Genomic DNA, 22,324 nt, shown 5'->3' with positions numbered 1-22,324 from the left:
GCCTGTCCTCGCAGTACCGGTACGGCTCGATCGGTCCGCGCCGTGGGAGACGCGGTTCCTCTCCCTTCACGCGGAGGATTCCGACACCGGATACGCCGGGTGCTCCCTGGCAGTCATATCGGGTGCCCTGCGACAGCGGAGATTGAGCGGGTGTCATCGGGGTTTGACCGACTGGGGGGTGAGCGCTGCCGGGACATCGCCCTTCCGCCCAGGGCGGTTCACTCTTGGGGCACGGTAGTTGTTGTTGTGCTTCGCCGAGGGGCGGTGTAGGGGGGCGGGATGGCAGACGACACAGATGTCTTGCTCGAGCTGTGGAGGGGCCAGCGTGACGAGGCCCGCCAGATGGAGAATCAGCGTGCGGTGCTCACCAACGTCGTGATTGTGGTGGCTGCGGCCGGGTTCGGTTTCCTCGCGCAGCACGGTGATCTCCGCGCGTCCTCACTCGTGGTGACGTTGCCGTTGTTTGCTCTGGGGGCGTTCGGGGCGGTGGCTTGCACCAAGTACGGTGAGCGTTGGGCCGTTCACTCCGGACTGGCCGACAGTTTGCGCGATCAAGTCGGACTTCGTCATCCAGGGCTGAACCTGCCCGTTCTCATCGCAGACAACCAGGCCGAGCACCGAGCCGAGTTTCCGCGTATTTCGAAGGTGAAGATATGGGTGCTCTGGGTTGGGATCCATGGGGGAATCTCTGCTGGCGGGCTGGTCTTGAGTCTCTGCGCTCTGACGTCCGGCCGTTGACCGGATGCTGATCCGGAGGCCCAGCTTCGCAATTGGCGCATCTTCCCTTCCGGCATATCGGTCTTGGAGGGGGTGGGTTTGTGGAGGAGGCCATATCCCTGGGCGAGATGGTCGTAGCAGGAAGAATGGTCTGCCGTGTTCGGAATCTGCGACTGGTCCGGGACCGTCGGCTTGTCGCAGGGAGGGATATAGCGGGGCTCCGGGGCGGCCCGGTGCCGTACTCGTGCTGACACCAATTCTGCTTCGGCGCGGCGTCGGCGGAATTGTTCAGGCCGGGCAGTGGTCCGGCAGTCATGAAGTTCACGTACGTCGAGCACCAGTTTCCGCTCTCTTCCCACGAACGGGCGTGTACGGAATGCAGCCAATGATGCCCCGCAGGTAACTTGACGTGCAGCCCTGCGGCCGCGGTCAGTTGGCCGGTCGGCTGTACGGCGACAGCCTCCGCACGGCAGACGGGCCGCCACACGCGCAGCTCGGGCTACAGAAAGGACCCGCCCTCATGGCCGTCCCACGCCGACTTCACGCCGCAGTGTTCCCGCTGGCTCTCGCTTTCTCCGCAGCCACCTTGGGAACCGGAGCCGCGATGGCCGTACCGCAGGACGCGCCCTCCCAGGCCACGCCGAGCACCGCCAAGCAGCGCCCTACCTGGGCCATCGCCCACCGGGTACTGACCAAGGGCGGGGTGACCACGGCGCTCAAGCACGGGGCCAACGCGCTGGAGATCGACACCTACGCCTGGAAGCAGGGATGGTGGGCGGACCATGACGGCAGCTCCTTCCCCCGCCCCAGCTGGGGCGACACCATGTCCGACATGTTCGACCAGGTGGCAGAGGAGCACGTGAACGGGCGGCACGTCTCCTTCGTCTGGCTGGACATCAAGAACCCCGACTACTGCGACAGCAGCGATCCCAAGTGGCGCCACTGCTCCGTGGCCGCCCTGCGGGACATGGCGCGCAAGAAGCTGGAGAGCAAGGGCATCCGGGTGCTGTACGGCTTTTGGCGCAACGAGGGCGGCAGCGGCTGGAAGAACACCATCGCTGACCTGAACTCCAAGGAGGCGGTCGCTTACAGCGGCAGCTACGAGAAGGTCCGCGACGGCTACGCCAAGTACGGGCCGAAAATCCCCGGCAGCCAGCGTGTGATGGACCACGGCCACACCACGCTGGGGTCCAACCTCCCCCTCTTCGGTACGGATTTCGACAAAATCCTCAAGGCACTGGCGGCCGCCAGGAAGGACCGGGACGCCGGAAAGCTTGCACAGACCGCCGGCTGGACGGTCGGCAAGGGCGACAAAGAGCGTGCCGCCGCCCTGCTCGATTCCTCCGGCAAGGGCGCCCGCGTGGACAGCCTGATCTACGGCTACCGGATGTCGTGCTACCCGGACGGTGTCAGCGGGAAGAAGGGCTGTGGCACGGACGACAGCGCAGTGCGGGAATCGCTCTCCTACATCACCGACTACGTAAGGGCCCACCCGGACACCCGCCGCATGGCCACCCCGAAGGACATCCCCTTCGGCAGCTGACACTCCGAGCCGCCCGCTACAACAAGCGTGGTGACGTGTTCCTCGGCACTGCCATCGCCACAGCACTCACGATCTGGCTCCGAATGCGATCGGCTGGACAAGCCTGGTGGTCACGTGTGTTCGGGGAACTCGAGTTGAGTGTGGTCGCTCTGGAGGACACCTGAGTGGAGCCTGCCTTCATGGTCGGAGCCACAGCCGGGTCGCGGCGACAGTCACCGTCCCGTGAAAGACATCGGCCCGCTTATCGAAGCGCATGGACCCACCCCGAGCTCGACGGTGACCACGCTGACGCGGTCGCGCAGACGATCGCACTCGCTTGGGTGAGGTGATGACGCCCCCGAGGAGAGGGCAGTCCTTGTCACGCGGATCAAGGTCACCTTGCCCCGGCGGGCTGCCCTTTTCCTGAGATGACACCGTGTCAGGGGTGGTGTCAGTGCGGTGACGGTTCGGCGTCAGGGCGGCAGGTGACCGTGGTCGCCATGATCAGTTCAGCGAACGCGGCCTCGGGGCCGCGCAAGGCGTTCCACAACGAGACCGTGCTTGACGGCGTCGACTGGGGGATTCCAGAAATGTCCAGGAGTGCCAAGAGCAAGAGGCGCCGGACGCCGCGGGCCTTCCGGCGAGCGGGGGTGGCGGCGCTGGCGGCCGCGCTGCTGGCCGGGGTGGCCACACCCGCAGTGGCCACCGCAGACAGCAGGGCCGTACCGAAGGCCGTGGCCGGGCAGGACCGCCCGGAGTTGCGAAAGGCCATCCAGGACATCGTCGACGCCGGTCTCGCCGGGGTGCAGTTGCGCGTGCACGATCAGCGGGGCGAGTGGGTCGGCAGCGCCGGGGTGCGCAAGCTGGGTGAGAGCGCGAAGCCGTCGACGGACGGGCGTTTCCGGATCGGCAGCAACACCAAGACGTTCGTAGCGACCGTGGTGCTGCAACTGGTCGCCCAGGGCAAGGTCGGGCTGGACCGCCCGGCGGCCGACTACCTGCCCCGGTTCGCGCTGGACCGGCAGATCACGGTGCGCATGCTGTTGCAGCAGACCAGCGGATTGTTCGACTACACCGGCGACACCCTCGACGGGAAGTACGTGCCGGGGATCCCCTGGCAGGGAAAGGAGTGGGTGGACAAGCGGTTCCACACCTACCAGCCGCAGGAACTGGTACGACTGGCCTTGTCCAAGGGGCCGAAGTTCGTGCCGGGGACGGACTGGAGCTACTCCAACACCAACTACGTGCTGGCCGCGCTGCTGATCGAGAACGTCACCGGCCGCTCGTACGGCAAAGAGATGGAGCGGCGGATCCTGCGGCCGCTCAAGCTGCAGGGCACCGAGGTGCCGGGCACCCGGACGGGAATCCCCGGGCCGCACGCCCACGGCTACTACCGCTACCAGGACGCCGGCCGGCCGAAGGTAGTCGACGTCACCCGCCAGAACCCCTCCTGGATCCACGCCGCCGGTGAGATGATCTCGACCACCGAGGATCTCCACACCTTCTTCTCCGCACTGCAGGGCGGCAAGCTTCTGCCGGACCGGCTGCTGGCCGAGATGCGCAAGCCGCACCCGAAGAGCGGCGCCCTCGGCTACGGCCTCGGGCTGATGGTGCAGGACGCGGGCCCTAACTGCGGTGGCACCCTCCTCACCCACAACGGCGGCGTCAAGGGCTACGGGGCGCTGATGTACAGCACACCCGACGGCAGGAAAACCCTGACCGCCTCGCTGACCAGCAAGGGCGCCGCGATCGACGAGGCGAAGGAGTTCCAGAAGGCGCAGCAGAGGCTCATCAAGGAGGTGTTCTGCGGCAGGTAAGCCGCGATCTGACAGGCCCCAGCCGGCTCAGCTGACGGGCCGCGGCACCGTGGCCCCGTACACCTCCACCAGAGCCAGGCCGTCTTACGGGCGCACTGCGCCGGAGCCCTCTGCTCCGCCTGGTGGGGGTGTTGCCGCCTGTGGCGTGTGGCCATGCGGTTCTCCTGGTGGTTGGGGCTTCACCCGAACCTTGGGCATGGCTATGCCGTTATGGCATATGGCAATTGACGAGCCCTCAGGTCGCGTGCCGTAGGCGATCGCCGCTGTCGGCTACGAGGCGAAGGTGCTGGTCGCAGTCGTCAAGAGTGGCTGTGACCAGCATTTCCACAGCAGGTCCTGAGCAGATGTGGTGGAGTGCGGCGCTGATTCCTCGCCGTTCGGCTTGGCCGAGGGCACCTCGGGGCGGAGCACATGACCAGGTAAAGGCTGCTTCGCAGTCTGGAGAACGCCGAGAGCAACGGCCTGGTTCGAGGCCTATTGCGACCCCTGAGAGCAAGGGCCAAGCTGAGCGGCGCCCGGTGGTGTCCCGGGTTGGCGAGGCTCTCTGCCGAGGCCGTGCCGGGCGGCGCCGTTCACCTTGCGTCTCACGAACTGCCGGCTGGGCGCCTGCACCCGTTCCATCGTGCCCGAGGGGCGCACCACCGCCGTGCCCGTGGCCGCGTAGGATCCGAACATCAGAACCCGGCCCGTTTCAACACCGAACTGACTTCGTTCCTGGAGACGACATGAGCAGCGCCCTTCTTGTGATGGACGTTCAACGGGCCATCGTGGACATCGCCGACGACGGCTCCGGATACCTGCCACGCCTGCGCAGGGCGATCGACGGGGCCCGGGCGGCGAACATCCCCGTGATCTACGTGGTCATCGCGCTACGTCCCGGTTTCCCGGAAGTCGGCACGCGCAACAGGGCGCTCGCTGCCATCGCACAGGCCGGCCTCTATGTCGAGGGCGCCCCAGGTACCGAGATCCACCCCGAGGTCGCGCCCCGGCCGGGCGACGTGGTGGTCACCAAGAGACGGGCGAGCGCGTTCTCGGGCAGCGATCTCGATGTGGTGTTGAGGGCACGCGGTATCGACAGCCTCGTACTCACCGGCATCGCCACCAGCGCTGTGGTGCTGTCCACCCTGTGCCAGGCGAACGACATGGACTTCGGCCTCACCGTCCTCTCCGACGCCTGTCTCGACACCGACCCAGAGGTGCACCGGGTCCTCATTGAGCGGCTGTTCCCGCAGTGGGCGGATGTCGTCACCGTCGACGACTGGGTCAAGGCGATCGCGCCTCAATAGCGGGAGGCCAGGGGGCGGCATCTTGGGCCGTCGGCTCCGGCGGTCCCGCTGCCACCGCCGGAACAGCGAATACACCCCTCACCAGGAGCCGTAGCAGTCCGGGACGTCCCGGCAGGGCGCACCGACCCGCCCCCCGCCATCTGATCCCGTCGAGGAACTGCCGTTTCGTCCACGCCAGTGGTCGGCCCGACGGCGGGGCTTTCGTGTGTCCGGGGCTCCCCTGGGACGTTTCTGACGAACAAGCTGATCGGACTGCGGGCCGTCACACGGGTCGACGCCCACCATCCCCCAGAGGGGGCGTAGTCGATGTGACGGGCGGGACGTTGCGGGAACGGACCCTGTGGCAAAGCGCCGGACTGTGTCCTCCAGGGCGCGCCTTGCGGTGTGGCGGGGGAGGAGGACAAGGGCCTGGCGCGCCCGGGCAGTGCCCGAGCGCGCGGCGGGCGCCTGAGCGTGTGTCACGTTCAGGACCATTGCGCTATGGACGCTCCGGCACTACGGCGCGTCCACCAGTACGCGGCCGTCGGCCGGGATGCGCGACGCGGCGCCGAAGCCGTAGGCGGCCTCGACTCGTGCCTGCTCGGCCGCGTTGGGCACCGCGTTCTTGCAACTGGTGCCGGCACTGGAGCCCGACATCAGCTGGGAGCACGGTCCGGGCTTGGTGTCCGGCAGGCCCAGGTTGTGGCCGATCTCGTGGGCGGCGATGCGGGTCTTGTCGTGGCCTTGGGTGACCGCCTGGCTGCCGAGTTCGACACGAGCACGGCCGCCCGGGCGGACCGGGCCGAGGGTGGCCTGGGGCCAGCCGCTGGTCGCCACGATCTGGATCTCGGCCCGGCTGCCGGGCGCGGCCTTGACCAGCTTGACGTTGTCGACGTTCGTGTTCCAGGAGTTGACTCCGGCCGCGATCTCCGCCTTCCAACTGCTGGCCTGGCTGTCGTCGTAGCGGAGTGTCACCACGGCGGATGTGCTCCTTGCGGTGGCCGACTCCGGCGTGGACTGGGCGTGTGCCGCCGGTGTCATGGCCAGAGTGAGCGCTGCGGCGGTGCTGGCTATGCCCAGCCGCAGGGTGCCTGCTGATATCAGCCGTCTGCTGTGTGGCATGGCTGTCCTGCCCTTCTGATGTGGGAGGGGCTCAGCTCCTTCGGAGCCGAGAGCGTGGGGTGGGTGGGGGTGGTGCCGATGGGCCGAGGCCGGCCGGCGGTCGCGCGTCGTCCGGACGGGCCGGGGAGGCGCCGGCCGGTCGCCGGCTGCATGACGAAGCGCGCAACGCGGGGTGCCGGGGATGGCTCATCTGCCTTGCCAGTCCCGGCAGTTCATGAGATTTCGGTCCGGCCGGCATGGCGACGGGGGACGTGCGGGGCGGTGTCCTCGGAGGCGGTTGCGCCGTCGGACCCGCTGCCCAACCGGCCATGAGCCAGGCACTGCGGTACGTCCGTTTCCTGACACGGAGGACGTCCGGCGCGGTGCCTGAACCGCGGGTTCTCCGGTGTAGACACGGCCAGCGGCGGCCGGCACCGGCACGTGGCGTCGCCCGTATCGATGCGGATGGCGCAATGGCCCTGGCAAGCTGCACGCCAGTCGCGCATCCGAGCGGAATACGCCTTCGATGTGTCAATTCGGTGCAGGGGATGGGCATAAGCCGCTCCGTTCCGCGCCACCGACGGTCGTGCGCGACGGTACAGCGCCGAACTTGTGCCACAGCAGCCCCATGACTGTGAAACTTTTGCAGAGCTGCCACCCACGCCTGGGGTACGTCCCGGAATGTTCGTTCTGAGCTGGCCAGTCGCTCCGGCCGTGGTCGTCTCCGCACCCACAGGAGGAGTGCGCTACTGCGGAAGTGGTCCAGTCGCTCCGTGCGGGCCGGGCAGCAGCCACCGCGGGCTGCTGACGGGCGATGCCGCGCACACCCGATCGACGATCCGGCCGTTCAAGACGACACGGCGACAGCGAGCGCACCGCCGGGACCCATGGACACCGGTCGTGGGGGTGCGATGGCCGATTTCGGCCGAGCGGAGCCCTGTTGTGGCACCGGCGTCTTGTAGGTCAGGCAGTGCCCGGCAGGGCGTGTGCGAGAAGGATCTCCGCCGCCGCCCGTGCGTGCCGACCGTAGTCCGCTTCGCCGAGCACCATGGCACGACTGGCCGCCCCGTCCGCGAGGGTGACCAGTTGTTCGGCGAGTGCGGCGGGTTCGCGGCAGCCCAGTTCCGTCACCAGTACGGCGACCAGTTGCACCATCCGCAGCTTCTGTTCGCGGGCGTAGGAATGCACTGCGTTCTCCGGATCGGGGAACTCCGCCGCGGCATCGATGAACGGGCATCCGCGCACCGGAACCGCGTCCGCCGCGGGCTGGTCGAACAGTCCGAGGATCCGCTCCCGTGGCGGGATGTCCTCGCGCGTCAGAGACCTCTCCAAGGTGGCCCCTGATGACACGAGGTCCTGGAGGTGGGCGATCACCAGGTCGCCCTTGGTCCGGAAGTGCGTGTAGAGCGTGCGCTTGGACACCGGTGCTTGATCTGCGACCTGTTCCATGCCGGTCGCGTTGATCCCCTGGGTCGCGAACAGATGGGCGGCGGCGGCCAGGATGCGCTCCCGCCCGCCACGCCCCCGCCTTTGAGATGCCGTACTCGTCGCGCCCATACACAAAGTATACGTCTGCGTTTACTTCGCGGGGGGCGACTTGCTAGGGTCCCGTTAGGTAAACGAATGCGTTTACTTAGGCTGTCGTCGAGGAGTGCCCCATGAGTCCGTTGGTCCCCACCGAGCTGAGCGGCTGCGCGGAGAAGCTGATACGCGGCCGCCACGCGACCCGTGCCTTCCGCCCGGATGCCGTGCCCGAGGACACGATGCGCGCGATCTTCTCGTTGGCCGGCGCCGCGCCGTCCAACTCCAATACGCAGCCGTGGCAGGTGGAGGTGGTGAGCGGAGCGACGCGCGAGCGCCTGGCGAATGCCCTGCAGGCGGCCCACGCCGCACACCGCACCTCGGCCGACTTCCCGTATTCCGAGGACATGTACGCGCAGGAGCACCAGGCGCGCCGGGCAGCGTTCGGTGCCGAACTGTACGGAGCACTGGGCATCGACTCTGACGATCACACGGCGCGGGCGGCTTACAACGCGAAGAGCCTGCGCTTCTACGGCGCGCCGCACGCCGCATTCCTGTTCGTCACCGGTGACGGCGGGACCCGGCTGGCAGCGGATGTCGGTGCCTACATGCAGACGCTGCTCCTGGCGATGGCCGCGTACGGCGTCGCGAGTTGCCCGCAGGGGCTGCTGAGCTTCTATGCCGACACAGTCCGCGCCGAACTCGGCATCACCGGAGGAAAGCTGCTCGTGGGCATTTCCTTCGGCTACGCCGACGAGGCCGCGCCGGTGAACCGCGTCACGACCGAGCGGGCCGCGCTCGACGCGGTCACGACCTTCCACCACTAGGCAGTTGCGCCTGGGCCACCGGGCGGACCGGCGAAAGACGCCCGCGATATCGGATCCGGTCATGGCGACGTCGCAGTTCCCGGCAGCCCTTTGGCCCCGGCAGTTGCGATCGGGCGGTGCGACGATGGGATGTCGTGCCGCCCCCTCCTGCCGAATCGATCAGCAAGCTCGCACCGCTCCACAGCGACCGGCGGATCAGCTGGAGCAACGAACACGCTTGTACGCCCCGCACGGCTCTCGGCCCAGTGCCGAACACGTATCAGGAGGCGCACCCCTGCCGTGCGCACATTTGGTGCGCGGCCCGGCGCCCGCAGCGGATGCGCAGTCAGAGGTGCGGCGCGCAGCGGGTGGTGGTCAGGCCGCGGAGATCATTACCCGGGGCGAAGCCCGTACCGGCCGGACTAGGCTCCGTACGGTGACCACGCCACCGACGAACGACGCCGTGATCCAGCAGTGGGACAGCATCCCTCGCGAGGCGATGGAGGCCATGGAACCTGACGGTGACTTCGCCAAGCGCCACCTGGTCAATCCGGTGTTGCTGCGCCTGCTGGGCGAGGTGCGGGGGCGCCGCATCCTGGATGTGGGATGCGGACACGGCTACTTCAGCCGCATGCTCGCTGTCCGCGGAGCTCATGTCATCGGCGTCGAACCCACCGACGGGATGTTCACCTACGCCCAGGAGAAGGAACATGCTCTCCGGCAGGGCATCGAGTACGTCCAGGCCGACCTGACCCGGCTGCGAGATCTCGGCGACCCGTTCGACGCCGTGGTCTGCAGCATGGTGTTGTCGGCCGTCCCGGACTGGAAGCGGGCGATGCTGGCGTGTGTGAAGGCTCTGCGTCGCGGCGGACTGTTCGTCTTCTCCGTCAACCACCCGGCCTTCGAACAGCTGCTGGCGACATGGCGCGAACACGGCGAGTACCGCCTGCACCGCTACCTGGAGGAGTACGCGATCACCCAGACCTACGCGCCCGATTTCCACCGCCCGATCTCTGCCTACCTCAACGAACTCGCCGCTCTCGGGTGCCGACTGCACGAACTCGCCGAGCCCGGGCTCGATCCCGACACGGCGCGGGAAGCACAGGGCGCCACACCTGGCATCGAAAGCTACGTCCACCTGCCCAACTTCTTGATTGCGGCTGCTGAGCGCCTGTGAAGCGCAACACTGAAGTGATTCCTGGCCCCGTCGGGCAGGCCCACCGCGGTCGCCTGCGTCGTTCTTGGTGATGCGGGGTGACAGGCTCGGTCCTCGTCGCTCGCCTGTTTCGCTGTTTTCATGCAGCGGGCAGAAGAAGTGGGCAGGTTGGGCGCAGAGTCTCAGCTTGGCATTTAATCTCTGGGCCTCTGGGGTGATGTGCTCGATCATGGGTGGATGACTGCCTTTTACCATGTGTGTTTCGTGGTCCCGGACATCGAGCGGGCGATGCAGGACTTTCAGCGGTCGGCCGGGGTTGAGTGGAGCGATCCTGTGTCCGACCGGCTTGGTGAGTGGGACTACCGCATCGTCTTCACCGCAGGCGGGCCGCCGTTCATCGAGCTCATTGAAGGGCCGTCAGGCAGTCCCTGGGACGCATCCAAGGGAGCCAGGTTCGATCACATCGGCTTCTGGACCAGCGATGTGCGGCAAGGTTCCCGGCGTTTGGAAGAAGAGGGCATGCCCGTGGAATTCTCCGGCTGTCCCTATGGCCGTCCGTTCGCCTACCACCGGATGGACAGCATCGGTGCACGGATCGAACTCGTTGACGTCGGCAGGCAGGCCGGCTTCCTCAGCGGGTGGCATCCGGGCGGGAAGCCGATGCCCGCCATTGACGAGACGTCCAGAAGCTGAGGTCTCGTCGCGCGGTGCGGCCTCGAACGGTGTCCGGAACTTGAGCCGAAGTGGGCCGACTTGCTCACCCCCGCCGATCAGCGTGGCCTGACCCCGCTGTTCTGGTCCCCTGTACGACCGTACGGCGAGGTGAGCCTCAACCCGGCCGCCTGCCTCGATATCGCAGCGGCGTCGGTGCCCGGCCCCGCGCCTCAGCGATCGGGCACCGGCTGAGGACGTGTGCTCCGTCAGTCCTTCCGAGCGGTAGGCACCGGCCCAAACCCCGGTCGGCACAAGGCGATGCGCGAGGTGACCAGCCGGTGGCCTGGGACGCTGTCCGCGGTACGCGCCGTAACCCTTGACGCCGTTCGTCCCATCCGCCTCGGAAACACCGGCAGAGCGCGGTGTGCCGACGCTGGGTCTCCGGCCTGGATTACTGGGTGGGGATCTTATGGACAGTGGTGTCCTCGGGGTCCAGTCGTCGCCCGTCCGCGGACAGCACTTCCAGTGCGCGCAGGCGATGGCCCTTCCGGCGGTCGACCAACTGTGAGTGTGGCTCGCCGGGTTCGAAGAAGTTCTGTTCGCCCCACTGTCGCAGTGCCACGATGACGGGGAAGAGCGCTTTGCCCTTCGGAGTCAGTACGTACTCGCGGTAGGCGCTGCCGTCCGAGGCGGGGACGGACTCGAGGACGCCGCCGGCGACCAGGGTGCGCAGGCGCGCGGTGAGGATGTTCTTCGCTACGCCGAGGCTGCGCTGGAACTCCCCGAAGCGTCGGCTTCCGTCGAAGGCGTCCCGCACGATCAGCAGGGACCACCAGTCGCCGATCGCGTCCACCGACCGGGCGACGGGGCAATCGCTGTCGTCGAAACGCGTCCTGGTCACCATGGCGTCCCTCACTCACTCTCACGACGGTTGCAACATGCTACCAAAAACGGCTACCGTCGCCGTCGCTATTGGTGGCAAGATGAAACCAGATATGTGGAGGAGTGCTGATGCCTGGAAACGGTGAGGCCGTGACACGACGGACCGAGGCCCACAACGGGGAAGGGCCCGCGTTCGTCCTGTCCCGCGGCGTCGTCGTACTGTTCGCCGTCGCCTGCGGGGCCGCGGTGGCCAACGTCTACTTCTCCCAGCCACTCCTGGTGACCATGGGCCACGACCTCGCCATGAGCCCGGCACTGGTCGGCAGCGTGGTCACCCTCACGCAAGTCGGATACGGGCTGGGACTCTTCTTCCTCGTGCCGCTGGGCGACGTGACCAACCGCAGACGGCTGATCGTGGCCCAGTTGCTGCTCCTGGTGGCGGCCCTGGCCGTGGTAGCCGCCGCCCGCACGGCGGCGATCCTGCTCGCGGGCATGGCCGCCACGGGGCTCCTCGCCGTCGTCACGCAGACGCTGGTGGCCTTCGCGGCATCACTGGCCCCTGCCGCCGGGCGCGGACGCGTCGTCGGACTGGTCACCAGCGGCGTGGTCATCGGCATCCTGCTCGCCCGCACCGCATCCGGCCTCATAGCCGATCTCGCGGGCTGGCGCTCGGTCTACCTCGCCTCGGCGGCGCTCACCGCCCTGCTCGCCCTGGTCCTGTACCGAGTGCTGCCGCGCCACAGTGACGCTGCGCCGACCACCCTGTGCTACGGGCAGCTCCTGCGCTCCACGATCACCCTGTTCGCACGGGAACGACTGCTGCGGCTCCGGGCCCTGTTCGGTCTGCTGATCTTCGCGTCCTTCAGCACCCTGTGGAGCAGCATCGCGCTGCCGCTCAGCGAGGCCCCGTACTTCTGGTCCCACAGCGCGATCGGAGCGCTGGGGCTGATCGGCGCCGCCGGCGCCCTGGCCGCGACCGTGGCGGGCCGCCTGAACGACCGCGGACTCTCCCGGCGGACCACCGGCATCGCCCTGGCACTGCTCGCCGCCTCGTGGCTGCCCTTGGCCTTCACCCGCAGCTCGCTCTGGGCCCTGATCGCCGGGGTGATCCTTCTCGACCTCGCTGTGCAGGCGGTCCATGTCACCAACCAGACCCTGATCTACGCGCTGCACCCGGACGCGGGCAGCCGCCTGATCGGCGGATACATGGTCTTCTACTCCATCGGCAGCGCCACCGGCGCCATCGCCGCGACCTCCCTCTACACGGTGGCCGGCTGGGGCGCGGTATGCGCGCTGGGTGCCGCGTTCAGCTGCCTCGGGCTCGTGCTGTGGGCGATCACCCGACACAGCCCCCCGGATCCCGCTGCCACGGTGACCTCCCGCAGCGAGGCCTGAGCTTGCTCTCTTTCTTCTTCCGGTCTTGAAAGGTGACTCGAACTGCTTCGCTCACCTGGGCATGCGCCGGACGTGAGGGCGGCCTTCGCTTGATCCTGTGCTCCGTCACAGGGATTCGGGATCAACCGAAGGCCGTTGTCATGGGTGTGGGGTGCCGCGAGGTCCGGCGCGAAGCGTTCGTGGCGGCGTCACGCCTGCGGGGCCAGTTCTCCGCGTGCTGGTCCGCCCGGCGGGATGAGCTGTTCGAACTCGCCGACGCGCTGCTCTGCGTGGACGGCCCGGTCCTCTCGCCGGGGGATCTGACACTGGTGCCCGGACACCGCCGTGGGCACGGAGCGTTGTACGGAGCTCTCAACCGCGGACGGACCGCGGTCACCGCTGCCCAGCTGAGGGCCGGGGGCGAGCGGCTTGTCGCGGCCGGCCGGTGGCAGCCCGGGGACCTGGACATCACGATCGTCATGGATGCCGGCCATGACGTCACCCGCCTGGCCTGGGTGCTGCGGGATCTTCCCGCCGAACTGGTCGGGCGGATCCGCTCGGACCGGGTGATGCGACTGCCGAAGCCGCCTCGCGTCCACGATCCCAAGGGCGGGCGTCCGCCCAAGCACGGTCCGGAGGTTCGCTTCGCCAAGCCCGAGACCTGGCCCGAACCGGCGATCACCACGGCCACCGACACCGTGAACTACGGCAAGGCCGAAGCTCAGGCGTGGGACCGGGTCCACCCGCGGCTGACCCACTGGAGTAGGGACGCGGAGGGCCCCGCACGGAACCGGCAAGTCGGGGGTTCACGCGCGGGGCCGCTCCCGGGGTGTGGGCCGTCAGACTCTGATCAGGGTGTACGTACCCGTACCATCCTGCCTGCCGCTGGAGTACTGGCGGATGAACTCCCCGTCCGCGTACCGGTCGTGGCCCATCATGGAACCGGTGTACTTGTTCTGCACACCGATCTTCGAGCTGCCGGGTACGTCGCGGTAGATGTAGAACCGCTGGAGGTCGTCCTCCGCGCAGGAGACCGTCTTCAGGACCGCCCGGTCAGTGGCCGCATTCTGCGCGGCGATGGTCGCGCACCCGCCGTTGCCCCAGTTCCACAGGGACGCCTCGAGGACCCCGTTGCGCTCCGTCACGTTGCACAGGCGCCAGTTGTCCAGGTGGGCGCTGAAGATCGACGAGGGCCGCAGGCGGACACCGTCGTCCGCCAGGAGCGGCGCACCCCAGGACAGGGGCTTGCCGGGTACGGCGATCTTGTAGACCTCGGCCTGGCAGTCGAGAGCGGCCCGCGCGCTACGCCCGGTGACCTCGGGCTGCCCGGTGGATGTGCCGCTGGTGAGAGCCGGGCGCTGCGCGAGACGGTCCCGCTTCTGCTTCGCCGTCGGCGCCACCGCACCCGCCGGGTGCTCGGCCTTCGCGGCGGACGAGCCGCAGTCGAGGAGGCCTTGTGCCTTGGCCATGATGCTGCCTGCGGGCACCGTGTCCTGGCAGCGCACCGCGCCTTCCTCAAGGGTGGTGTAGGTGGTGAAGTTGCCGCCGTCGGGCCCCTCGATCCACTTCAGCGTCCAACTGCCGTCGCCCTGTTGGACGCGGTTGCAGTTCAGGCTTCCGTACGTACCGGTGACCTTCTTGGTGCCCTTGTAGGCGCCGTAGTAGCCGGGCTGGTTGAAGTTCCACGCGACCGCATTCGACTCGGTGTTGGTGGAGGTGTAGTCGACCTTCACGTTCAGACCCAGGCTCGCGCCGACCTTGCCGAGGGTCTCGACGGCGAAACCGCCCTCGACATTGCCGTTGAGGCCGACGGAGACCGAGATGGTCGCCTGGGTGCTGGTGGTGACGGTCTGGGTTCCGGTCGTGCCCTCGGTGACGTACCAGCCCTTGAAGTGGGTGATCGTCGGGGACACTTCGGTGGTCTTGATGTACGGGTGGCGTGTGCCGAGGTCAGCCGCCGTGCAGGCGTCGCCGGGCTTGACCTGCGTGGTGGTGGCGGACTTGGCAGGTGCGGCCGCGGCCGGTGAGGCGGCGAGGCCCACGGTGGCTACAGCGGCCGAGGCAGCACAGGCCATGAGCGCTCTGCCTATGCGGTTTACGGGTCTTGTGGGGCGCATTGTTGCCCTTTCCCCCTGGTCGTGTGTGTTCGGTCAAGGGGTGAACGTAGCGGCCACGGGGGTGGTGGCGGGAGCCGGGAACTGGCCAAGAATGATCTTGGAGAGGCTTATTCCGCCCCTGGCGCGCACGGGCGCTGGACCGGTTCCGTCCCCCTGACGGACCTGTATGCCACCGAACAGGGTGGGCCACAGCCGGTGCATGGTGCTGGAGCGGTAGCGGCCGCCTCGTCACGGCGTTCGATACGGCGCTCTGACCAGCGCGCTTAACCAAGGGGCTGCCGAGGTGAACTGTCGTTCACCGCGGTCCTGCATGCGCCGTTGGCGGCGGGCGTACCGGCGACTCTCGTCACTGGCCCACCCGCCCGTCGATGCACTCGCGCAGCAGGTCGGCGTGCCCGCAATGACGGGCGTACTCCTCGATCCCGTGCACCATCAGCTCCCGAACTGTGGTCCCGTCCTTGCCCAGACGCTCGCCCAGATCCGGGTGCTCGGCCATGGCGGCGTCCAGTGCGGCCTGTTCGCGCTCCAGATCGGCGTACGCGGCGTCGACCACGGCCTGTTCGGCCACAGCTCCGTCGAAGTCCGCGTCACGCGCGCCGTACAGCTTCGGCAGCGGATCACCGTCGCTGATCCAATTGCGCCAGTCCCGTTCCACCTCGGCGAGGTGCCGCAGCAGGCCGAGCAGGGACATCGTCGACGGCGGAACCGAACGACGGGCCAGTTGCTCCGGATTGAGGCCCTCGCACTTCATCCGCAGGGTCGTGCGGTAGTCCGTCAGGAAGTCCTGCAGCGTCGCAAGCTCGCCGTCCGGACTGGGTCCCGCGGTGTTGCGGGGATCGTCGTCCGGGTCAACCCACATGTCGGGGAAGACGGTCGCCTGGCTCCATCGTGCGGGTTGGCCACTCATGTGTGCCATGTTCGTCCGTGAGGGCTGGAGATCGCTAGTGCCCCGCGTCTGCAGCGTTCTTCACGGTGGGCATCCTTGAGGATCTGGTCGGCGGTTCTGGTCCGGAAGAAGGGGCATGCACGGTCGTTCCGGCAGGCGATGAACGCGTGTAGGTCTTGGCGCTGAGGCCGCGGACGGCCCGGATGGCGCCGGGGCGGACGGCTTCGCCGCAGTGCCTGGCCGGGCGTACGTTGCTTGCTGCCGAGACGACTCTTGCCGACGTCGCCGAGGACCTGTGGGGCATGGCCCCGGCCCGCGGTGCGCGAGGACGTCGACTACGCCGCCGGTCTCGCGGCCCGGGCGTACGGGGCCGAGCCGGTGCCAGGCACTCGGCCGGTGGCCCGGCCTGACAGGCCGCCGTGTACATGCTGATGTGCGCGTAAATCCTGGCGCATCGGCCGGGCGCCGTCATCGAGGAGGGCCGAGGCCTGTCCTCGATGACGGCATCCTGGCCGACGCCGCCTACCGTCTGCCGCCGGCCTGGCGGCCCGGTCTCACTTCAGGTGCCGGTCGAAGAACCGGTTCCCGTCCTCCGCCTCGAACCACGGGGTGCCGGTATGCCCGCCCAGATTGGCGTGCAGCGTCTTCTCCTTGCTGCCGAAGGCGTCGAACAGGTCCAGGGCCCGTTGCCGGGGGTTCCCCTCGTCGTCCCACTGCAGCAGGAGCAGCAGCGGAATGGTGACCTGCCGGGCCTCCTCGCGCTGGGCGTGGGGCACGTAACCCCCGGCGAAGAAACCGGCGGCCGCGATGCGCGGCTCGGCCACCGCGAGGCGAATGCCGAGGGCCATCCATCCCGAGTACCCGACCGGGCCGCCGATCTCGGGCAGCGCAAGGAGGGCATCCAGGGTGGTCCGCCATTCCGGGACCGCCTTGTCGACCAGCGGGCCGATGAATGACTCGAAGATTTCGTCGACCGGCTCGCCGGCCTGTAGCGCCTGGCGGATGTCGGCGCGGGTCTGCTCGTCGGCGGCGGAACGGGGCCGGTCACCGCACCCGGCGGCGTCGATGGAGGCCACCGCGTAGCCCTGCGCCGCGGAGTGCCGGGCCCGGGCCACCAGCCGGGATGCCCCCTTGGGCAGGCCGTTGTTGTGGGCCATCAGGATCAGCGGGGCCGGTGCGGCGGATCCGGGCTTCCACAGGGTGCCGGGGATCTCGCCGAGGGTGAATTCGCGCTCGAGGACGCCGTCGTCGAGGCGCTGTTCAGAAGTGAAGTGCACGGTCGTGCCTTTCGGGAGGGCTCAGAGACGGCGCTCCCGGACGACCTATCGCCCGACCGTGACCCCGGAGGGGAGCACCCATGTCGATACTGCGTTCACGGGTACCACCTCCTCGTTCTCTCGCACGGCCTCCGGAAAAGTAGCAGGGGCCGCCGTGCTCCGCCAACGGGTTTTCGCGGAGGCTCCGAGGCCGGATACCACGGAGCCACTCGCCTACAGGCCCAGGCTGTGCAGTGGAGTGTCTCGATGCACGCGGGGCTGAACGCGGTGGAGCTGAGCGGGTGGATCTGTGTAAGGCCCGCCATTCCCGCGCCCGGATGTGGGGACCTCTGGGTCATGAACCACACCGTCAAGTCCCTGCTCGGCGCAGGGCTCACTGTCTGTACCCTCGGCGCCGCACTGTCCGTTGCGCTCGCCGGTACGGCCGACGCGGCCAGCGATCCCCGACCCGCCGCGTACGCCGCGGCCGGGGCAACTGTCGCAAAAGCCCGGGGCTCGGCGAAGCCCGACGCTCTGAAGGAGCTGAAGCCGGAAATCGACGCGCTTGTTCAGTGGGCCGGGACTGCGTGCGACAAGAAACCGGAATCGGTCAACCGCAGAATGGCCGACGCTCTCCGACAAGTGCCCATGCCGCCCGTGTTCGCGAACAACCCCGACGTGCAGGTGCTGATGCGCGTCGCAGGCAAGGCGCTCACCAGCGGAAAGAACTTCTGCACGGACAAAAGGGCGCAGTACTGGGTGAAAAACACCGTCATCAAGGACGTGGGTCTGTCGAGGGGGATGAAGATCAAGAAGGCGGTCGAGCACAATGTGCCCGCTGCCAAGCGATACCTCCAGGCCGTGCTCGGGACACTGCAGTCCGGTGACACCGCCCCGGACTCCCCGCCGCCCGCCGTCTCCCGCGATGATGCGGGCATCTTCGTGGGCGTGGACATCGGTGGGGGGCTTGGGCTGAGTATCGGCTGACTGGAGGGATTCAGATGACCGTCCTCGTCCGGCGCTGAATGAGCGCCACCGGGTGATCTGCTGGTTTCGTCCGAGTCGTATCCCGCGGCCTCTCACCGTATGGGGGCGATCCCGGCCAGGCTGCGTGAGTGCAGGGCCTTCCGGCACACTTCCGGGAATGAACGGGGACCTTGCGCCCGATGACCTGTGGGCCCGCTGTGGCCCCCTGGCTGCCACAGTGCCCCGAGCGGCGGCACCGGCACGCAGGACGACATTGGATACCCGACCGCAGCGGATGCCCGACCGCATCGCGCCGGCGGGCATCCTCTATGTGCTGCGTACCGGAGTGGCCCGTCAGGTGGTGGGTTGCGCTGGCTTCACGGCCTGGCGCCGCCTGGGGGACTGGCCGGCGACCGGCCAGGACGGATCCACGCTCAGCATCGAGTACACGAGCATGTCGCGGCGTTCTCCGCCTACCAGCTGCCAACTGCGGAGCAAGCCCTCACGTCGGAAACCGACGCGTTCGGCCGTTCGCACTGAGGCGGTATTCCACGGCTCGACATACAACCGGAGACGAGAAATCTGCAGGTCTCTGAAGGCCCAGTGGACAACCGTGCCGAGGGCTTGCATCGCAACCCCTTGGCCACGGGCTGACCCGGCCAGCCAGTACCCCACAGTTGCTCGCCCCTCGCCGAGGTCGTTGAGCCACAGACCGATCGATCCGAGCGGATTCCCGTCCTCGATCCGTACGATGACGAATGGATATCCGCCGCCGACAGATACTCGTTCCCACTGCCGCCGGACGAAGGCTGCTGCCGCCTCCTGCGAGTACGTTGCGGGAACGGTCGTGATCAATGGGATGTAGTCATCACTCGAAGCCTCCCGTACCAGAGGCAGATCGCCGAGCTCCCAGGAACGGTGCAGGAACCTGTCACCGGCGACCAAGCGCGGAATTTCCAAGGGGTGGCCCATTACGGCATTTTGCCGTGATTACAGCCGGGGGTGCACCTCCATTTCACACCCGCCATCATCGGTATTCGGAGGGTTGCATTACCCGGTTTCATCATTGCGCGTCGGTCAGGAACGCCGCTGTGAGGCCGTAGCCCGGGCCGCCGCCCTCCACTACACCCGGCACCGCAACCGCATCTGCCGCCGGGTTCAGAGCTGGCTTGAATCCGAGCACATTCGGCGCGTGATCGGCGCGGCCGCCCCTGCTGAGGGGCTGCCGGAAGCGCTGCAACGGCGTTGTTGGCGGCCACGGTTATCCCTTGCAGTGCCGGGTGCTGTGTTTCTGCTGGGGGCAGCGGCGGTACGGGCGCGTGGCCTCCTGGCGTGGGGTGTCGGGCGTGCGGCCCTGCGGTGGCGTGTGCGCCTGGTGCGCGAGGGGCGCGGGTGCCCGTGCGTCGATGTCTGGGGTGTTGGGTCAGTTGGTGGGTTTGCGGGCGGTGAGGAGGAGGTTGATGGGGTTGTCGCTGCAGTGATGGGCGCGGGTGGAGCGGGGGCCGGTGGTGGTGGGGGTGTGGAGAGGCGGGTTGGCGATGTCGGTGAATCCGGTGGTGGCGAGGGTGCGTTGAAGGGTGGGGAGGGTCCAGTGGTAGAGGTGGAGGGTGGTGGGTGGTGTGGTGAGGAGGGTGGCGGTGTAGGGGGTGGTGTCGGTGGGGTTTTGGGGGTCGTTGAGGTGGAAGCCACTGGCGTGCTGGGCGCGCCTGCTGGAGTTGGGGTTGGCGACGAGCGCGATCAGGCGGCCGCCAGGGGCGAGCGCCGTGAACAGGGCGGTGGTCATGCTGCTGAGGGTCGTGTGGCTGTCGGCGTAGTGCAGGACGCTGGCGGCGATGACGGTGTCGAAGGTGCCCAGGGCAGGAAGGGCGGCGGCGTCGTGGATGTGGTAGTCGATGCCGAGGGGGTCGTGGGCCTCGGCGCGGCGGGCGCGGTCGATCATGGCGGGGGAGGCGTCGATACCGGTGGCGCGATCGGCGCCGTGTTGTTTGGCGAGGCGGGTGTAAGTGCCGTCGCCGCAGCCGACGTCCAGGACGCTCTGGCCGGTGAGGGGGCCGAGGGCGGCGAGGACCGAGGGGTATTCGACGTGCTCGCGGTAGAAGCGCACGGCTTCGAGGGCGGCGTCGTAGTGGGCGGCTATGGCGTCGTACTGCTGGGTCACAGGGGCTCCTGGGACGGGTCGGGCGGTAGGGCTGGTTTGGTGATGGTCTCACTGTGCGTGGGGTTGTGGGGTGCGGTTCTGGCGGTGGTGCGGTGAGCTGACGGTGCGTAGGGGGCGGGGGCAGACAATGGCGGTGTTGGGTGTGCCGGTGCCGGTGGCGCGCGGAGAAGAGGACTTCCATCTCCGGCATACAGGCGATGTACCGGGCGGCAGCCTCAGGCTCATCGGTCGCGAGACCGTACGGCACCCAGCGTGCGTCGGCGGCGTACCGGACCAGACGTCGCCCTCGATCTCGTGCCCGTGACGTTCGCGACGCTGTCCGAGCACATCCACGGCGTGGCCGGTGGTACACCAGGCTGACCGACCGGTCGACAACACTCGGCTGCGCTTCCCTCGCAGCGGACATCTCCACACTATGAGGGGAAGCGCATTGCGCGAATGGCCGTCTTATGCCATCACCACTGCCCTACGGCGAAGAGTCACGCCCCAACCATCCGCAGAACAAAGGGAGTCAATGATTGCCATACGCATGACAACCGATGACCTGCCGCAGGGCGACCGGTTTGCCTGGTGGTACGACAAGGGCGCCGCAGCGTTGATCCCCTCGACCATGGCCAGTGAACACGCGGACAACTTCCAGGCCACGATGAACATCGTGCCACTCGGAAGTGTGCAGATCTTGTCCACGACCTACCCTTCGCTGGGCACCCGGAGAACGCCGAGGCTGATTCGGCAGAACGACCCGGACTACCTGCAGCTCTCGCTCACGCTGCGGGGAACCGCGGGTCTCTCGCAGGCCGACCGCCAAGTGAAGACCAGCCCGGGCGACCTGACCCTCTTCGATTCTTCCCGCCCCTACCGGACATGGAGCCAAGCTCAGGGCACGTCAGCAGCAGTTGTCCTCGCACAGATCCCCAAGGCGCTGATGCCTGTCCCCGCCGACTTGACCGACCAGCTCACGGCAAGGTGCATCCCGGGCAATACGGGGTTCGGCGCGCTGCTCTTCCAATTCCTTACCCACCTCACCGCAAGCGCCCACGAGTTCCGCCACCAGGACGCCCTCCGCCTGTCGACGGCCCTGGTCGACCTGTTCGCCGGCGCCGTGGCGCAGCGCCTCGACGTTCCCCTGCCGCCCGAGAATCACCGCCACGCCCTGTTCTTACGCGTCCAAGGCTTCATTCACCAACATCTCGGTGAGCCGCAGCTCACCCCCGAGCGGGTCGCCGCCGCCCATCACATCTCCACCCGCTCCCTGCACTACCTCTTTGAGACCCAGAGCAGCACGACGGTTGCCTCGTTCATCCGCCAACAGCGCTTAGAACGCACCCGGCACGACCTGGCCGACCCTCTGCTACGCGCCCGCCCCATCCATGCCATCGCCGTCCGATGGGGCTTTGCGCGCCCCGCCGACTTCTCTCGTGCCTTTCGCAGCGCCTACGGCATCTCACCTCGTAGCTACCGGGGCCTGGTCTTTCAGGGCCAGGCCAGCCCAGAGCGCTATGCCCAAAGTTGACCCCGTCACCTCGCCTCACCCCCAACAGCCCATGGCACCGCATCGCACAGAGCCATGCACTGGCCCTCCTGGACGTCGGCTGGGTCGTTTCGGCGAACTGCTGACGGCGAAGGACGACATTCCCGCCCGGTGCTCACCCCCGTTCAGAGCGCCGGGCGGGCGATGTCAGGCAGGTGGCGAACTCACCCTTGGCGGCCGTGACGCCGTTGCCCAGCCACCACGTCCATGCTGCCGCTGCACCCCTGATCCATGGTTAGCAGCCAACGCACCACTCTTAGCGCTCGGCGCAATGCTGTCCCCGCAGCGGTGACCTGGCTCCGGCCCGCAGACTGAACCGTTCCGGCTTCTCTGCCGCTCCGTTGCGAGGTAGCAGAGAGGGTGGGCACCATGCCCAGGAAGGTTGACTCAACGCTCCGTAGCCAGGCCGTGCGGCTGGTGATGGAGCATCGCGCGGAGTGCTCCTCCGGGCGGAGATCAAGCGTCTGCGTGCGGTCAACGTAACCCTCAAGTCCGCGACGATTTTCTTCGCGGGGGAACTGTGCGCCACGAGGCGCGATGTAGATCGAGAGGTGGTGAAAGACCACTTCCGTCGGGCCGTCGTAGCGGCCTGATC

At 68.0% G+C, this 22,324-nt stretch carries 18 protein-coding genes and 1 pseudogene; 11 read left to right on the top strand and 8 right to left on the bottom strand.

The window, feature by feature from the left end:
* The first annotated feature begins 279 nt into the window (after positions 1–279).
* The 4 genes from AC4IJH_RS30050 (at position 280) to AC4IJH_RS30035 (ending at position 5,342) form a co-directional block, all read left to right on the top strand.
* Complete coding sequence (locus AC4IJH_RS30050; RefSeq protein WP_490855060.1) at positions 280–738, top strand: hypothetical protein; 459 nt, start codon at positions 280–282, stop codon at positions 736–738.
* A 583-nt stretch (positions 739–1,321) separates the two neighbouring features.
* The gene (locus AC4IJH_RS30045) at positions 1,322–2,260 is read left to right on the top strand and encodes a PI-PLC domain-containing protein (RefSeq protein ID WP_490855059.1); all 939 of its coding nucleotides are present in this window, start codon (positions 1,322–1,324) and stop codon (positions 2,258–2,260) included.
* Between the two features lie 479 nt (positions 2,261–2,739).
* On the top strand, positions 2,740–4,056 hold the full coding sequence (locus AC4IJH_RS30040) for a serine hydrolase domain-containing protein (protein WP_490855058.1): 1,317 nt from the start codon (positions 2,740–2,742) through the stop codon (positions 4,054–4,056).
* Positions 4,057–4,781: 725 nt separating this feature from the next.
* Positions 4,782–5,342 (top strand): cysteine hydrolase family protein, encoded by a 561-nt coding sequence (locus tag AC4IJH_RS30035; protein ID WP_490855057.1) that lies wholly within the window; start codon positions 4,782–4,784, stop codon positions 5,340–5,342.
* Between the two features lie 495 nt (positions 5,343–5,837).
* Here the strand turns inward: AC4IJH_RS30035 and AC4IJH_RS30030 are convergent, their stop codons facing one another.
* Together AC4IJH_RS30030 and AC4IJH_RS30025 are read right to left on the bottom strand one after the other, a co-directional pair.
* Entirely contained in the window at positions 5,838–6,443 is a 606-nt protein-coding gene (locus AC4IJH_RS30030) for a snapalysin family zinc-dependent metalloprotease (protein WP_490855056.1), read from the bottom strand.
* 942 nt (positions 6,444–7,385) lie between these two features.
* Positions 7,386–7,979 carry a TetR/AcrR family transcriptional regulator gene (locus AC4IJH_RS30025; protein ID WP_490855055.1) on the bottom strand — a complete coding sequence of 198 codons (594 nt, stop codon included), beginning with the start codon at positions 7,977–7,979 and terminating at the stop codon, positions 7,386–7,388.
* A gap of 101 nt (positions 7,980–8,080) precedes the next feature.
* Between AC4IJH_RS30025 and AC4IJH_RS30020 the strand changes: the two genes are divergently transcribed.
* The 3 genes from AC4IJH_RS30020 (at position 8,081) to AC4IJH_RS30010 (ending at position 10,598) form a co-directional block, all read left to right on the top strand.
* A complete protein-coding gene (locus tag AC4IJH_RS30020) occupies positions 8,081–8,770 on the top strand; it encodes a nitroreductase (protein ID WP_490855054.1) in 690 nt (229 codons plus the stop codon).
* A 415-nt stretch (positions 8,771–9,185) separates the two neighbouring features.
* The gene (locus tag AC4IJH_RS30015) at positions 9,186–9,926 is read left to right on the top strand and encodes a class I SAM-dependent methyltransferase (RefSeq protein WP_490855053.1); all 741 of its coding nucleotides are present in this window, start codon (positions 9,186–9,188) and stop codon (positions 9,924–9,926) included.
* A gap of 216 nt (positions 9,927–10,142) precedes the next feature.
* Entirely contained in the window at positions 10,143–10,598 is a 456-nt protein-coding gene (locus AC4IJH_RS30010) for a VOC family protein (RefSeq protein WP_490855052.1), read from the top strand.
* A gap of 412 nt (positions 10,599–11,010) precedes the next feature.
* On the opposite strand, the gene AC4IJH_RS30005 is transcribed toward AC4IJH_RS30010, so the two are convergent.
* Positions 11,011–11,463, bottom strand: a complete 453-nt coding sequence (locus AC4IJH_RS30005) for a winged helix-turn-helix transcriptional regulator (protein ID WP_490855051.1) — start codon at positions 11,461–11,463, stop codon at positions 11,011–11,013.
* A 107-nt stretch (positions 11,464–11,570) separates the two neighbouring features.
* Here AC4IJH_RS30005 and AC4IJH_RS30000 point away from each other — a divergent pair, with 107 nt between their 5' ends.
* Positions 11,571–12,836, top strand: coding sequence for an MFS transporter (locus tag AC4IJH_RS30000; RefSeq protein WP_490855050.1), 1,266 nt, complete (start codon positions 11,571–11,573; stop codon positions 12,834–12,836).
* Between the two features lie 140 nt (positions 12,837–12,976).
* Positions 12,977–13,579, top strand: a pseudogene (locus tag AC4IJH_RS29995) (transposase); the annotation flags it as partial.
* Between the two features lie 75 nt (positions 13,580–13,654).
* On the opposite strand, the gene AC4IJH_RS29990 reads toward AC4IJH_RS29995, so the two are convergent.
* The 3 genes from AC4IJH_RS29990 to AC4IJH_RS29980 form a co-directional block, all read right to left on the bottom strand.
* Positions 13,655–14,890, bottom strand: coding sequence for a hypothetical protein (locus AC4IJH_RS29990; protein WP_490855049.1), 1,236 nt, complete (start codon positions 14,888–14,890; stop codon positions 13,655–13,657).
* A gap of 388 nt (positions 14,891–15,278) precedes the next feature.
* On the bottom strand, positions 15,279–15,839 hold the full coding sequence (locus tag AC4IJH_RS29985; protein WP_490855048.1) for a DinB family protein: 561 nt from the start codon (positions 15,837–15,839) through the stop codon (positions 15,279–15,281).
* A 533-nt stretch (positions 15,840–16,372) separates the two neighbouring features.
* Positions 16,373–17,095: a dienelactone hydrolase family protein gene (locus AC4IJH_RS29980; protein WP_490855047.1), complete on the bottom strand. Its 723-nt coding sequence runs from the start codon at positions 17,093–17,095 to the stop codon at positions 16,373–16,375.
* 336 nt (positions 17,096–17,431) lie between these two features.
* On the opposite strand from AC4IJH_RS29980, the gene AC4IJH_RS29975 reads away from it, so the two are divergent.
* A complete protein-coding gene (locus tag AC4IJH_RS29975; RefSeq protein WP_490855046.1) occupies positions 17,432–18,061 on the top strand; it encodes a hypothetical protein in 630 nt (209 codons plus the stop codon).
* 333 nt (positions 18,062–18,394) lie between these two features.
* Here AC4IJH_RS29975 and AC4IJH_RS29970 read toward each other — a convergent pair whose 3' ends face one another.
* Entirely contained in the window at positions 18,395–19,012 is a 618-nt protein-coding gene (locus AC4IJH_RS29970; protein WP_490855045.1) for a GNAT family N-acetyltransferase, read from the bottom strand.
* Between the two features lie 451 nt (positions 19,013–19,463).
* A complete protein-coding gene (locus tag AC4IJH_RS29965; protein ID WP_490855044.1) occupies positions 19,464–20,198 on the bottom strand; it encodes a class I SAM-dependent methyltransferase in 735 nt (244 codons plus the stop codon).
* Between the two features lie 529 nt (positions 20,199–20,727).
* On the opposite strand from AC4IJH_RS29965, the gene AC4IJH_RS29960 reads away from it, so the two are divergent.
* Positions 20,728–21,711, top strand: a complete 984-nt coding sequence (locus AC4IJH_RS29960) for an AraC-like ligand-binding domain-containing protein (protein WP_490855043.1) — start codon at positions 20,728–20,730, stop codon at positions 21,709–21,711.
* Positions 21,712–22,324: the final 613 nt, after the last annotated feature.

Source organism: Streptomyces sp. UF-297, from assembly GCF_058245575.1.
The sequence above is the reverse complement of the archived record's forward strand: the minus strand, read 5'-3'. Positions and strand labels throughout refer to the sequence as shown.